This window comes from Vibrio sp. Isolate24 (assembly GCF_022398215.1).
In the GTDB taxonomy this organism is placed as follows: domain Bacteria; phylum Pseudomonadota; class Gammaproteobacteria; order Enterobacterales; family Vibrionaceae; genus Vibrio; species Vibrio coralliilyticus_A.
The window spans coordinates 766,227-780,526 of the sequence record NZ_JAKEUU010000003.1; the positions used below are offsets into that span (position 1 = coordinate 766,227).

General features: G+C 45.1%; 8 protein-coding genes. 5 read left to right on the forward strand and 3 right to left on the reverse strand.

Features of this window, described 5'->3' with window-relative positions; all coding sequences use genetic code 11:
* Positions 1 to 11 precede the first annotated feature (11 nt).
* Positions 12 to 2,024 carry a methyl-accepting chemotaxis protein gene (locus tag L1D23_RS16260; protein ID WP_239868302.1) on the reverse strand — a complete coding sequence of 671 codons (2,013 nt, stop codon included), beginning with the start codon at positions 2,022 to 2,024 and terminating at the stop codon, positions 12 to 14.
* Positions 2,025 to 2,194: 170 nt separating this feature from the next.
* Complete coding sequence (locus L1D23_RS16265; RefSeq protein ID WP_239868305.1) at positions 2,195 to 4,474, reverse strand: YgiQ family radical SAM protein; 2,280 nt, start codon at positions 4,472 to 4,474, stop codon at positions 2,195 to 2,197.
* Positions 4,475 to 4,686: 212 nt separating this feature from the next.
* On the opposite strand from L1D23_RS16265, the gene L1D23_RS16270 reads away from it, so the two are divergent.
* The 4 genes from L1D23_RS16270 to L1D23_RS16285 all read left to right on the forward strand — a co-directional run bounded on the left by L1D23_RS16270 (position 4,687) and on the right by L1D23_RS16285 (position 10,750).
* Positions 4,687 to 7,161, forward strand: a complete 2,475-nt coding sequence (locus L1D23_RS16270) for an EAL domain-containing protein (RefSeq protein ID WP_239868308.1) — start codon at positions 4,687 to 4,689, stop codon at positions 7,159 to 7,161.
* Between the two features lie 74 nt (positions 7,162 to 7,235).
* Positions 7,236 to 9,719 carry an EAL domain-containing protein gene (locus L1D23_RS16275; protein WP_239868311.1) on the forward strand — a complete coding sequence of 828 codons (2,484 nt, stop codon included), beginning with the start codon at positions 7,236 to 7,238 and terminating at the stop codon, positions 9,717 to 9,719.
* A 74-nt stretch (positions 9,720 to 9,793) separates the two neighbouring features.
* Positions 9,794 to 10,474 carry a hypothetical protein gene (locus tag L1D23_RS16280; RefSeq protein ID WP_239868314.1) on the forward strand — a complete coding sequence of 227 codons (681 nt, stop codon included), beginning with the start codon at positions 9,794 to 9,796 and terminating at the stop codon, positions 10,472 to 10,474.
* Positions 10,475 to 10,549: 75 nt separating this feature from the next.
* Positions 10,550 to 10,750, forward strand: coding sequence for a DUF4250 domain-containing protein (locus tag L1D23_RS16285; RefSeq protein WP_239836651.1), 201 nt, complete (start codon positions 10,550 to 10,552; stop codon positions 10,748 to 10,750).
* 29 nt (positions 10,751 to 10,779) lie between these two features.
* Here the strand turns inward: L1D23_RS16285 and metR are convergent, their stop codons facing one another.
* On the reverse strand, positions 10,780 to 11,691 hold the full coding sequence (gene metR / locus L1D23_RS16290) for an HTH-type transcriptional regulator MetR (protein WP_239868317.1): 912 nt from the start codon (positions 11,689 to 11,691) through the stop codon (positions 10,780 to 10,782).
* 277 nt (positions 11,692 to 11,968) lie between these two features.
* Between metR and metE the strand changes: the two genes are divergently transcribed.
* Positions 11,969 to 14,251 carry a 5-methyltetrahydropteroyltriglutamate--homocysteine S-methyltransferase gene (gene metE / locus L1D23_RS16295; protein ID WP_239868320.1) on the forward strand — a complete coding sequence of 761 codons (2,283 nt, stop codon included), beginning with the start codon at positions 11,969 to 11,971 and terminating at the stop codon, positions 14,249 to 14,251.
* The last annotated feature ends 49 nt before the right edge of the window (positions 14,252 to 14,300 follow it).

Consider the following 14,300-nt stretch of genomic DNA (forward strand, 5'->3'; position numbering starts at 1 on the left):
TTTTTTATGGCTTAAAGCCGGAATCTCGCCACGACTTGCTCTAGTTCTTCGACTTTTCTATACAGCTGACTAACGGCCTGCTCACCATCTTGAGTCGTCCGAACGGAATTACCTGCAATTTGGCTAATGGCGTTGATATCACGTGATATCTCTTGCGCAGCGGTGGCTTGTTCATTACCTGCTGTGGCAATCATATCGATCATTTGATTGACATCTTGGGCTCTCGAAACAATTTGTGTCAGAGCATCACCCGCAGAGTTCGATAAAGTGACTCCCTCAGCGACCAGTTGAGTGCCTTCACTCATTCTAGAGACTGCCTGGCGGGTCTCATTCTGAATGGAAGAAATCAAACCACCTACTTCTTCGGTTGCTTTCGAGGTTCTTTCCGCGAGCCCTCGGACCTCATCAGCGACGACGGCGAACCCCCGGCCTAACTCACCTGCACGAGCTGCCTCTATCGCAGCGTTTAGTGCCAGCAAATTGGTTTGTTCAGCAATGTCGTTGATCACTTGGATCACATTGCCAATCTCTTCTCCTCGCTTGCCTAGACTATCGATCGTCTCCGCAGTTTCATTCACGACTTCCGAAATACGGTTCATACCGTGAACGGTTTCTTGCATTAGTTTTCCGCCACTGGTGGCTTCTTCTCCCGCTTGCTTAGAACTTTCAGCCGCATCGCTACTTTGATCGGCAACTTGATTAACTGTCACCGTCATTTCTTCAACGGCACTGGCGATTAATGTCGCTTTGTCTGCTTGCTCTTTAATACCTGAAGCAACCTGTTTGCTTGTGTCATCTACCATCTGAGTGTTGCTGGCCACTTCGGAGGCGACATTGGTGATGTTGGAAAGCACACGTCTGAGAGATTGTTGCATAGCATCAATAGCACGAGCGAGTTCGCCCAGTTCATCCTTGTTGGTTTCGTTGATGGGTGGCTCTGACAAATCGCCATCGGCAATAGATTTCGCTTTGGCGGCAATCACATCCAGTCTCTGACGTATGATATTTGAAAGCCCCCAAGCGACAACAATGCCGACGACTAATACCACAATGACATTGACGGTTAGCCAGAAGATAATTGTCGACATGTTGCCATTCAGTTCTGCGAGAGCTTGTATAGAGTCACTGGTTTCTTCGGTGGCTGAGGTGTTAAGTACTTTTTCGAGTGGTAGGATAATAGATTGTTTTAGTTCCCTTACCAATTGATTTGCAGACATTTTTCCAGATGGATTATAGCCTTCAAATACTTCCTGAGCGGTACGAATAATGTCGTAGTAATATTGTTCGACATCGTCGATTTGGCTTGAAGCTTGTTGGTCTGGTTCCAGAGGGCGAAGCTTATCAAGATAGCCAGCGAAGGAGCCAGCATCATCATTAAATGTCTCACGAGCAGTCGGATCACCCATGATATAAGCATTGAGAGTTGCAATCATATCGCCTGCTTCGTCAACGAGCTCAAGGTAATAGCGAATACTCGGCAAATCTTGATTGAGAGAGCGGTTAAGATCGGTACTACTGTAGGCTTCGGTAAAGCGTTTTTCAGCCAATTGATTGAGTAAATCCTCCAGTGGAGCCCCTACATTTTTGGTTAATTGGTTTATTTTTTGAATGGCTTGTTGCTCGTCGGCGGGGTTGTATTTGGTGAAAACACCTTGCTTCACTTGATCTATGTATTGGTTAGCCAGTCCTATGATACGGTCCATTTTTTTGACGTCAGACGCTTTCGCTGATTCTAGAGAACGGAGTCGAGAGTAGTGCTGCTGAAACTCGCTGGCATTCACTTCAAATGCGTTACGCTGACCAGCATCTCCATTAAGATATTCCAGAGCGTTGGTTTGAAGATCACCTATCTCATCCAAGACGTTGAAATACGCAAGTACACCGGGAACATCATCTGATTCTATATCTTCTGAAATAGTGGCGGATTTATTAACTAGAGACCAGACGACGAAAGCTAATATTAGGGTAGTAATGATGATAATTGAAAAGCCCATGTAGAGGGCATGGGACAGACGAACATTCATCTATATCTCTCCATCGGGAGTTGGATTCCAATGAACTAAGTATGGAGCTTATGACTTAAGGTGCAAAAATAATTGACAAATTCGGTGATAATTATCGGCATGATGTTGATTGGTTGTCATAAAAAATCGCAGCCTAAGCTGCGATTTTGAAATGTGTTAAAGTGGTTTGCTTATCGACGTTTAGGTTTGCGACCTGCCGAAGGTTTCCCGCCCGCTACTGGCCTGCTATTTCCTTGACCAGCCGATTTTCCGTTGCGACCACCTGTTGGTTTACCACCGTTGCCTGAGTTGCGGCTATTGTTTGGCTTTTTGTTACCAGAGCCGTTCATCTTTTCAAAACCTGGCTGGCTCTTGGTGTGTTTGGTTGCGAATCGATTCGAGCCATGACGACCAGATTTTCTTCGCTGTGCGGGAGTCAGGGCTTCATTGTCTTCTGCTGGGACTAGACAGCTCTGCTTGTCACCAATTAAGTGCTTTTTGCCCATGCTGATCAATGCCTCGCGGATCAAAGGCCAGTTGGCGGGATCATGGTAGCGCAGTAGTGCTTTATGTAATCGGCGTTGACGCTCACCCTTCGCAACTGGGACTTCCTCACGCTGTTTGTATTTCACTCGCTTAAGCGGGTTCGTTTCTGAGTAATACATAGAGGTGGCATTACACATAGGTGATGGGTAGAAGTTTTGTACTTGATCGCACTCGAAGTCGTTTTTCTTCAGCCACAGAGCCAAGTTCAGCATATCTTCATCTTCGGTACCCGGATGTGCAGAGATAAAATAAGGGATCAGGTACTGCTTCTTACCTGCTTCAGCACTGTACTTTTCGAACATTTCTTTGAAACGATCGTAAGTGCCCATGCCCGGCTTCATCATCAGATCAAGCGGGCCTTTTTCTGTGTGCTCAGGCGCTATCTTCAAGTAACCACCAACATGGTGTGTAACCAGTTCTTTAACGTATTCTGGTGATTCGATGGCCAAATCGTAACGAACGCCAGAAGCTATCATTACTTTTTTTACACCATCCACTTTACGTGCTGCGCGATACAGATCGATAGTGTGCTTGTGGTCGGTATTCAGCTTGTTACAGATCCCAGGGAAAACACACGATGGACGGCGACAGTTTGCTTCAGCTTTCGGATCGCTACAGCCGAGTCGATACATGTTTGCAGTTGGACCACCAAGATCGGAAATGGTGCCAGTGAAGCCTGGTACTTTGTCTCGGATCTCTTCAAGCTCGTTAATGATCGACTCTTGAGAACGGTTTTGGATTATACGACCTTCGTGCTCAGTAATAGAACAGAAAGAACAGCCACCAAAACAGCCACGCATGATGTTCACGGAGGTTTTGATCATGTCGTAGGCCGGAATCTTTGCTTTACCATATTTCGGGTGCGGTACACGGGCGTAAGGCAGGCCGAAAACGTAATCCATTTCTTCCGTTGAAAGAGGAATCGGAGCTTGGTTAACCCAAAGTTCACGATCACCATGACGCTGAATCAATGCACGCCCCGAGTAAGGGTTGGTTTCAAGGTGCATAATACGGCTGGCGTGAGCATAGAGAATTCGGTCATTATTCAGCTTTTCAAAGTGTGGAATGCGCACTGCCGTGGTTGCTGCATCATGACGTGATGGACGAATAGTGATTGGCTTCGCTGTTTGTTCTTCTGCTTTTGCTTTAGTGTCACATTGTTCTTCGACGGCATATGGATTGGGCGGTATGAAGGCCTCTTTACGTGGCTTCTCAATGCGTGAAGAGTCAATGATCTTGTAGCCTTCTGGCGCTGCTGGGAGGCTCACTACCGTGCCGCGAATGTTGGTCATATTACCAATATCTTCGCCGTCAGCCAGTCGATGTGCGACCTCAACCAAAGCACGTTCAGCATTACCAAACAGCAATATATCCGCTTTGGCATCAAACAGAATAGAGCGGCGAACTTTGTCTGACCAATAATCGTAGTGGGCCAAACGGCGCAAACTGGCTTCGATTCCTCCGAGAACAATCGGCACCCCTTTGTAGGCTTCTCTACAACGCTGAGAATAAACCAGCGTTGCACGGTCTGGACGTTTTCCCCCTTCATTATTAGGGGTATAAGCATCGTCATGGCGTAGTTTACGATCAGCGGTGTATCGGTTGATCATTGAGTCCATGTTGCCTGCAGTAATACCAAAGAACAGGTTTGGCCTACCCAGTTGAGTAAAGGCATCTTTATTGTGCCATTCAGGCTGCGCAATAATGCCGACTCGAAATCCCTGGGCTTCTAGCAAGCGGCCAATGATCGCCATCCCAAAGCTGGGGTGATCAACGTAAGCATCGCCAGTTACGATAATAATGTCACAGCTGTCCCATCCTAGGGCATCCATTTCCTTGCGACTTGTCGGTAGGAAAGGGGCATTACCGAAGCATTCTGCCCAGTATTTTTTGTGCTCATGAATAAGGGTGATATTGCTGTACATATTTTGTTCTCTGTTCCAGGGAGCGCGAATTATAGCGGCTTGCGAGCGGAGTATCTACCTCAACATATCCCTAGGTTTTGCATGTTTAAGTGCCTCTCGGTTAGTTATGCATCACATTGTTATTAGATGTGTTGGCTATATAACAGATTACAGTGCCATATGGGACTAGTATTATAGAGTAGTGATGAGCACTAAACTTGAGGTGGGCGCTTATGTATGAGGTTGATTCTGGTACCGCTGTGAAGGAGATGGTCGCGCCTACTCGTCAGCGAAAGTACAAAACGTACTCTTGGCAGTTGGACCTTGTGACTCAGGAATTTAGCTGTGAGCCAGAAGCGATGAAGCAATTATTCGGTTGTGACAAACTCACCATTTCGGCTAAGGAACTACTTAAGCTATTGCCTACCGCTCAACGCCGTATGGCTCGCACCATGTTTAAAACCGCATTAACCTCCAACAAAGCCCATTCCTTTCCCTGTTGCTTACTGACGCCCAATAGCCTCTTTACTTATGTAGAGTTCATTATCAAAGCTGAAAGTGAGTTTTTACTGAAAGGGGTTGTTGCACCTTGTTTGGTCATTTCATCACGGATGGTGGCAGCCGATATTTTCTATTCTGTGTTTGAGAATAGGCATCATGGTGTGGTCGTAACGGACTCAGAGACTCGAATTCTAGCTTGCAATCGTCATTTCGAGCGTATAACGGGCCATAGGCTTGAGGATATCCTTGGTCTAAAAACGAATATTTTGAATGCAGGGAAACTCAGTGATGATTATTACCGTGAGCTTTGGCAAAGCATAGAACAACGTGGGCATTGGAGTGGTCCTATGCTGACAAGAAAGGCTGATGATTCTGTACTGCCTCAAGAACTGACAATTCACAAGATTGAACCCGGGAACGGCGAGTCGTATTTACTGGGGTTGTGTGCAGACTTATCGAATCAGCTTCAGCGGATTGATGGCAGAGAAACTGGCGGTGTAGATTTACTGACGCAACTACCATCGCGTGAACGCTTTTTAGAGCAGCTCGAGCAAGACTACGCTGACAGCCAATGTGAAGATTTGTTGATCATGTTGGCATTACAACCACAATTTCCTTTGGAGAATGAGCAGGAAGTCAAGCGTCAATTTGCCAGTTATATTGCTGAAAATTCGCTAGTCTCGTCTGCTAGTTATGTTGGTGATAGCCGGTTTGCCGTTACGCTAAAAGCGAGTATGAAGCAGGGGAGTGAGAGTATCCGCTCTATCCGAAAGTTAATTAAAGCTTTTTTCCACAGTTTTAAGCATGCTCAAGCGCCCGTTGCACAAGCACTTAGATTTGGTCTCACCGGTGTCTCTGTGTTGCATTCTGATGCGAAATCGCCCAAGGGATTACTCTCGCACGCATTGCAAGCTTTGCTGGAGTTGCACTCAGGCGAAAATAAAAGAGTGAGGTTTTATGACCGCGAACTTCACGAACAAGTGGAGCGTAAGAAACGGCTGGAAAGCTGGGTTGAACAAGCCATATTGGAAGAGACAATAGATGTTTTTTACCAACCGATTGTGAATATCAAAAAAGGAAGAATTGATAAATTTGAGGCCTTATGTCGCTTTCCTGAAAGTGACACTGCCAGCGCCTCAACGCAGGAGTTGATCAATGTCGTTGAAGATCTTGATCTAATTGTCCGATTGGATGATGTTGTCAATCGAAAAGCTATGTCGGCATTGCCGGAACTGCAGCAATTGTTTGGCGAGGACATTGGGCTGTCTGTTAATCGTTCATTCAATTCTAAACAAGACATTGTCGAAATCCTTCGTCACTGTGCCCAGCTCATCGATGAAAGCGGCATTAAACCAAACATGCTGACGATTGAGTTCACCGAAAGTGCGTATTTTGGTGGCGACAGTTATCAAGAGCAGTTACTGGCAGCGATTCGAAAAGCAGGCGTCTCCATCGCGGTTGACGATTTTGGTACTGGGTGCGCGTCTTTCGATTATCTTAATCGAAACTATTTTGATGTACTGAAAATTGATCGAAGCTTTGTTCAAGATATTTGCTTTGGCAGTCGGCAATATCATGTCGTGAATACCATCATTCAGTTAGCCCAAAAACTCAGGCTAAAAGTGGTGGCTGAAGGTGTTGAAACCGAAAGTGAGTATACAACATTACGTAATTTAGGCGTCGATTGCATTCAGGGTTATTTCTTCTCGAAGCCATTGCCAATAAAAGATCTACGATCGGTGAGTCATTACTGTGTTTTACCGTCAACTCAAAGTATGTCAAATGCTAAAACCGGTACGTTATTAGAGTTGATAACACCTCAGTTACCACATCTTGACCCGGGCGAACCTCTGTCCCTTATTTACACTTATTTTAAAACGGAAACGATCAATGTTTTGCCTGTTATTGAATCACATCATTGCGTGGGCATTATTAGCAGAGCTGCAATGAATTTGCATTTGACGCCGAATATGGGAACAGATCATGAGACCAGTAAAGAGCACACGATGTGGCATAAGTCTGCTCACCGTATAATGTCTACACCGGAATCACTACTGTCTTGGCATACACCATTAATGGAATTGGAAGACTTAATGGCAAGATCACCGCTGCCCTGGGTGCTGGTTGATGATGAATCACGATTCAAAGGTATCGTCGAACATGAAAGAGTTATGCAGTATTTATTGGGTAAGATAATTAAAAAATAATGCTATCAATAACGCTAAGTTCACCTAAGTTTATAAGTGATACCGAATAATATAATTCTTTTGGGTGAGTCTTGATGTTAGGAGATCTCCGTTCTCATGGTTCGATTGCGTCGAACATCAAAAGTAACAGCGAGCTAAATTCTATTGAATGGCAGTGGGAAGCAGAGTCGCACCATTTTTCAATAGATCGTGATAAATGTGTACAACTGTTTCAGTCTGATTTGCCTCGTTTAACCAACAACTTTCTACTTTCTTGCTTGAGTTACCAAGACCAATCTACGTTAGTTCATCATTTTGAAGAGGCACATAAGTCCACTCAGAAAAGGCGATTCTGTTGTTGCCTGAATCTGGCACAAGGTAAAGTCAGCTACGTAGAGTTTTCATTTAGCGGTGATAAACAAGGTCGAGTACTCGGGCACCTTACGCCTCTAATCAGTTTTGATAAAACCAGTGATTTGGTTAGCCAATTATTTGAGCAGCTTTTTGATAACCCTCATCATGGTGTTGTGCTCGCCAATTCGGAAAAAAGCGTGATTGCCTGTAATCGCTACTTTCAAGAACACACGGGCTATTTGCATCATGATCTGGCGGGGAAGAGCCTAGATACACTAGACTCAGGTAAGCACAGCAAAGACTATTATCAAAATTTATGGGAAGAGGTGAAGCGGAAAGGCTTTTGGTCTGGTGTCATTCTTATTAAAACCAAATCAGGTAATACGATTCCGCAAGACCTAACCGTTCAGAAGTTAGCGCTCGGCGAAAATATGCTTTATGTGGGTTGGTACTTGGACCTATCGAAGAATCTTTACCGAGTTGCGGATGTTGAGCATGGAGGTATTGAACTATTGACTCAGCTTCCCACTGAGCAGCAGTTTACGCAAGCAGTGGCGAGCCGATGGATGGACGAAGCGGCAGAGCACATCAGCATGGTTGTCGCGTTTGTGCCTAAGTTCAACCGTGAGGATGACTTTGAGCTTAAATCTGTCTTATCCGAGCACTTAGCGAGAAATCGCAACGCGCAGCAAGTCGGCTATATCGGAAATAATCATTTCGTCGCCTGCTTAGAATGTGAAAAACGACCAGGCCCTTCTCAAATTCGGATTATTCATCAAACCATTCGACGCTTCTTTGCGTCACTTAACCAAAAGGCAGGCAAAGAGGTACACTTAGCCATAGTTCACGGCAAAGTTGGGGTCTCAGTACTGGGTCATGATGCGCATAACCCCAAACTGTTGGTGCCGCATGCCGTGCAAGCCATGCTTGAGCAACAAAGTGATGCTCGAGGCCTTATCACTTTTTACCATGGTGCGATCCACCGCGAGGTCCTGCGTCGTAAGGAACTAGAAGAGTGGGCGGTTAAGCTGATTAAATCGAATGCTGTTGAAGTTTACTATCAACCCATCGTTGATGTTAAAACATGGGATATTGTCAAGTTTGAAGCGTTAAGCCGCTTTAAAGCACCCAATGGGACAATGCTCAATACGCAAGAAATGGTGACGGTTGCGGAAGACTTAGATCTGGTATCGGATTTGGATTGGTGTGTGGGAAGGAAAGCGCTTGAAGATTTATCCGTGATCCAAGAACGGTACGGCGAAAAATTAGGGATGACCATCAACCGCTCACTTAATACCAAGTTGGAGGTCGATGAAGTGCTTCAGAGCGCTGATGCTTTGGTGCACCAGTACGCTAAAACCCCTGAACTAGTGACGATTGAGTTAACGGAAAGTGCTTACTTTGATAGCGAGTCAGAGCAATCCTCTCTAATTAGAAATATACGGAGAAGAGGAGTCAGCGTCGCCATTGATGACTTTGGGACGGGTTATAGCTCTTTTAGTTATCTTAGCGATTGTAATTTTGATCTATTAAAGATTGATAGGGACTTTGTCTCGGGTTTAAGAGTCGGGACTCACAAGTATCATATCGTCAAGATGATTACTGAATTGGCGCACACGTTGAATGTCAAAGTTGTGGCAGAAGGGGTCGAAACCCGACAAGAACTGGAAGTCATTTGTGGTGTTGGAGTGGATTATATTCAAGGTTACTTCTTCTCTAAACCGCTACCTCTTGATCAGCTTGAAAGTGCTTGGAACTATTGTGAGAAACTGGAAGATTTCCTCACTCGGGCTTCCAGTATGAGGCAGGTTGGCATTCTTAGTATCACACAAACTCATATACCAACCTTAGAACCTAAAGATACTTTAGAGGATGCGAGGCGCTTATTTACTTCTCAGCAATACAATCTTGAGGTCATCCCCATTGTTGATGGCACTATTTGTGTTGGTGTCATTGGTCGAGAAGAATTGAACCATCATCTTTCGAATACTCTTGGGACAAAGCTAGAAACCCCCAAAGATGTGGTTGCTTTGAAAAGAAAGCTTAACCAAGTGATGAGGCGTGATATCCACCGGGCTTCATACCTGATCAAAATGTCTGAAATGCCTGAACTGATTAAAAGTGGTATCAAGCCGCCTTGGCTGGTTATCAATGAAACCGGTCAGTATTTAGGTGTGGTCACGAATCAGGATCTACTCAACCATTTTGCTAACGAGCAAGTATGAATCGCTGGTGGAATTGGCCTTAGCAAGTCTGTTATTATCCGCACCCATCAGAAATTACAGCGATATCAGACATCATGGTTCAGCAATTGTTAGCAGTGTTTGCTCCTATGCTTTTAGGTGCTCAATTCATTTTGACGCTCATTTTGGTCAAGGGTGATATCTGCCCAGGTCAGAGAGGCCGTATTCATAAGGTCCTTCCTGTGCTCGCAATTATGTGGCTGGCTGTTGCTTCATTGAAAATTGAAGCCATGATGATTGTGTTTGCCATTGCATACTTCTACTCTCAAGTTCAAACCAAAAAAACGCGAGTACAAGGGCCAATGTGGGTTATGTACCTTGCTAATGGTTTGGCACTTGCCTATGTTGCGATTGGTATTGGAGAGCAATCCGATCTTGCGGCTAGCCTGAGTGTGTTTATTCAAATCATACTTTTAGGTGCGCTGTTTGCTCACTTGCTCCTCACCGTAGCGAGAACGCGTTTACAAGCTTTTCACCGTATTCTGCCGGTGACTGGTGTGCTCTCAGCAATGCTGATGAGTTTAGCGATTTTGCTTAAAGCCTTTGGCCTAGATGAAGCCATTCTTGCTCAAGCTACTCAGCCACTATTGATTGGGTTTGCACTGCTCATTACTTCAGTTCTTATCTGGTGCTGGCATATCATTATGTCAAAGACGGTACATAAGGCTCAGTTGGCGATTGCATTATTAACTCTTATCTCGGCAATGACGTTCAATCAAGGCTTGTTTGTTCTTTAGAAGAGAAATCGCTCACTGTTAATTTGAAGATTTGACGCTACGCTTGATATAGATGGTCAACACAGGAGTGTGGTTATGGATATGACTCATGTAGGTCGGTTAGACAGTGCGATTTTACTTGGCATTGTTAATGAAAAGCTGAGACTCGAGTGCGATAGCTTTGAAGAACTCGTGACCATGTATGAAATGGATGTCGAAACAGTGGTGGGGAAATTGGATATATTGGGTTATCAATATGATCCGCTCACCAATCAGTTTAAATCTTACGATAGATAAAATGAAACAGGAGGCTGATGCCTCCTTTTTTATACCGTTTTTATCCCTTCTAAATGGCTTTTTGATTGTTGTCTGGCAGTATTAAAAAAGGCTTGAAGGTAGCGTTTGTCTTTGTCTGAATTTCGTGTTGCAGCGAACAGACGTCGCCACAACCCATCGCCAAAAGAGAGACTGCTAATCAAGCCTTGACGGGAGAACTCGCTTATTGCCCAGTTAGGTAAAGCGGCTACTCCTAAACCGGCAGACACCATTTGTACTAGCATCAGCGTGTTGTCTGCTTGTTTCCATTTGGCGGGCTCAATGCCTGCGGGCTGTAGAAAGTGTTTCACCACGTCAAGTCGGTTCTTTTGAACTGGGTAGGACAACATGGTCTCATTGGCTAAATCTTCCGGCTCAATAGAGGTTTTTGATGCCAGTGGGTGGGTGGTTGCGGTAACTAAGCGCATTTCAAAATCAAAGAGAGGCTCATAATGGACTTCTGATCTTGGTTGAATATCAGAGGTGATCACCAAGTCCAACTCGCCATTCATCAGCGCTGGTAGAGGCTCAAAACCAAATCCAGATGAGAAATCCAGAGTCACACTTGGCCAAGCCACTTGATATTCTCTTAGCGCAGGCATTAGCCACTGAAAACAGGAGTGGCATTCGATAGCCATATGCAAACGTCCGTTAACGTCCTCTTTCAAACTGGCTAATTCATTTTCCGCTCTGGCAATGCGTGGTAGCACTTCATCTGCCAAGCTAAGAAGGATTTCGCCTTCAGAGGTAAATCTCACAGGACGAGTCTTACGCAGAAAAAGCTGACCACCAATACGAGCTTCTAGATCTTTTATTTGATGAGACAGGGCTGACTGAGTCAGGTGTAGCGTTGTTGCAGTGGCAGTCAAAGAGCCAGTGTCCCGCAATGTGGCTAATGTTTTCAGATGCTTAATCTCAATCATGAAATCCCTTCAATCTTGCTCGCTGATGATGAATATAACTAACTTACCTATGTTTTATAGGCATGTAAACATCTAGACGTCTAAAAAGATATTAATGATTGAATTCGTTAGTTGAGCTAATTCGCTGTCGCGGACATGAAGTTTTCTAATAAACAGCTTGAATAATTGGAGGTTGTTCATTCATGTCTTAATCGAGATAGTTTAGCCATCTAGACGCCTTACTGTTGTTTAGGCAGTACAGGCCTAATTGCTTTAATAATCAAGAAGGATTAGAAATATGGCGACGACGACTCATATCCTAGGTTACCCAAGAATCGGCGAAAAGCGTGAATTGAAATTTGCACTGGAGAAATATTGGCGAGGAGAAATTAACCAAGCTGAGCTCAAAGCAGTGGGGGTCCAGCTTCGAAAGAAAAATTGGCAAGTACAATCTGAGGCCGAACTGAGCTTTGTTACCGCAGGTGATTTTGCATGGTATGACCATGTTCTGACCACGACCTTATTACTAGGACATGTGCCTAAACGTCACCGAGAAGGGGAGCCTGATTTGGATACCTTGTTCAAAGTTGGACGTGGTCAGTCTCAGGCAAATTGTAGCTGTAGCGGATCTGCGGCGTCGGATATGACCAAATGGTTTAACACCAATTATCATTACATCGTACCTGAGTTTAGTCGGGATGATAGCTTTGAAGTTAGCTGGCCTCAACTGTTCGAGGAAGTTAATGAGGCTATCAAAGCGGGACAAAATGTGAAACCTGTTCTGTTAGGTCCGTTGAGCTATCTCTACCTTGGTAAAGAAGTGGAACAAGGGTTTGATCGCTTGACGCTGTTACCACGTCTTCTTACCGCTTATCAAAACATTCTAGCCAAATTAGCAGGCCAAGGGGTTGAGTGGGTGCAGATCGACGAACCTATTCTATCACTAGAGTTGGAGGCACCTTGGCTTGATGCATTCAAGCTTGCTTATCAGGTCATTCGTGGCGAGGTGAAAATACTGCTAACGACCTACTTTGATTCAGTGGAAGACACATTGGACAAGATTGTCGAATTAGAGATCGATGGTTTGCATGTTGACCTGTCAGAAGCCCCAGAACAGTTAAGTGAAGTCATTTCTCGATTACCGAAAGAGTGGGTGTTTTCGGCAGGCGTTATTAATGGGCGCAATGTTTGGCGGGCGGATCTAAGCGCGCAGCTTGCACGGCTTCAGCCTGTGAAAAAGCGTCTGGGCGATAGGTTATGGGTTGCGAGCTCGTGTTCATTGCTTCATAGCCCTGTGGATCTGGATCTTGAACCTGAGTTGACCGAAGAAGTACGCAGTTGGTTTGCTTTTGCAAAGCAAAAAGTGGCCGAAGTGGCCTTATTAGGCAGAGCCTTGGATGGTGATCATCAGGCTATTTTAGCGTGCGATACATACAGTGCTTCAATTCAGGCTCGTAAGAATGCCGTCCACGTCAACAAGCCTCAAGTTCAGCAGCGTCTTAATCAGATAACAAAAGCTTGGTCTGATCGCAGTGTACCTTATGAGGAGCGCGCTCAGTATCAAAATGCGGTATTAGGTTTGCCATTGTTCCCCACAACGACGATTGGTTCTTTTCCACAAACGAATGAAATACGAGTTCAGCGCAGTGCTTACCGTAGCGGCCAGCTATCGGAATCAGACTATTTGACAGCCTTGAAAGGTCACATCGAAGATGCTGTAAAACGCCAGGAAGCACTGGACCTTGATGTACTGGTGCATGGTGAGGCCGAACGTAACGACATGGTGGAATATTTTGCCGAGAACTTAGCAGGGTTTCAAACCACCAAATTTGGCTGGGTACAGAGCTACGGCTCACGATGCGTTAAACCAGCGATAGTCGTTGCGGATATCGAGCGCGAAAAACCCATTACTGTTGAATGGTCGACATATGCCCAGTCACTCACTTCTAAGCAAATGAAAGGGATGTTGACAGGACCAGTGACAATTCTTTGTTGGACGTTCCCTCGTGAGGATATCAGTCGCAAAGAAATAACCAATCAATTGGCGCTAGCATTGCGTGATGAAGTGTCTGATCTTCAAGAGGCAGGTATCAATATTATCCAGATTGATGAGCCGGCTATTCGAGAAGGCTTGCCACTTAAAAAACGTGATCATGCCGAATATTTAGAGTGGGCGGTAGCGGCATTCAAGATCGCTGCAGCCAGTGCCAAGCCCGAGACACAAATCCATACACATATGTGCTATTCAGAGTTTAATGAGATTATTGATTCCGTGGCTGCATTAGATGCGGATGTGATTACGATAGAAACTTCTCGCTCAAATATGGAGTTACTAAAAGCGTTTGAGGAGTTTGACTATCCTAATGAAATTGGCCCTGGCGTCTACGACATCCACTCTCCAAATATCCCAACTGAAGAGTGGATTGAAGGCCTGTTGTACAAGGCTGCTGACAAGATACCGGCAAACCGTTTGTGGGTGAATCCAGATTGCGGTTTGAAGACACGAAACTGGCCAGAAACCGAAGCGTCACTGGCTAACATGGTTTCGGCGGCGAAAAAGCTACGAGTGGCATTTGCTTAATACACCAAAGATGAGATGCCGGCTTTTATGTCGGCATTTCATCTTTGAT

Bases quoted from the DNA above. Each gene is read 5' to 3' on its own strand.
- L1D23_RS16260 (WP_239868302.1), bottom strand. From the start codon at position 2,024: ATGAATGTTCGTCTGTCCCATGCCCTCTACATGGGCTTTTCAATTATC.
- L1D23_RS16265 (WP_239868305.1), bottom strand. From the start codon at position 4,474: ATGTACAGCAATATCACCCTTATTCATGAGCACAAAAAATACTGGGCA.
- L1D23_RS16270 (WP_239868308.1), top strand. From the start codon at position 4,687: ATGTATGAGGTTGATTCTGGTACCGCTGTGAAGGAGATGGTCGCGCCT.
- L1D23_RS16275 (WP_239868311.1), top strand. From the start codon at position 7,236: ATGTTAGGAGATCTCCGTTCTCATGGTTCGATTGCGTCGAACATCAAA.
- L1D23_RS16280 (WP_239868314.1), top strand. From the start codon at position 9,794: ATGGTTCAGCAATTGTTAGCAGTGTTTGCTCCTATGCTTTTAGGTGCT.
- L1D23_RS16285 (WP_239836651.1), top strand. From the start codon at position 10,550: ATGGATATGACTCATGTAGGTCGGTTAGACAGTGCGATTTTACTTGGC.
- metR (WP_239868317.1), bottom strand. From the start codon at position 11,691: ATGATTGAGATTAAGCATCTGAAAACATTAGCCACATTGCGGGACACT.
- metE (WP_239868320.1), top strand. From the start codon at position 11,969: ATGGCGACGACGACTCATATCCTAGGTTACCCAAGAATCGGCGAAAAG.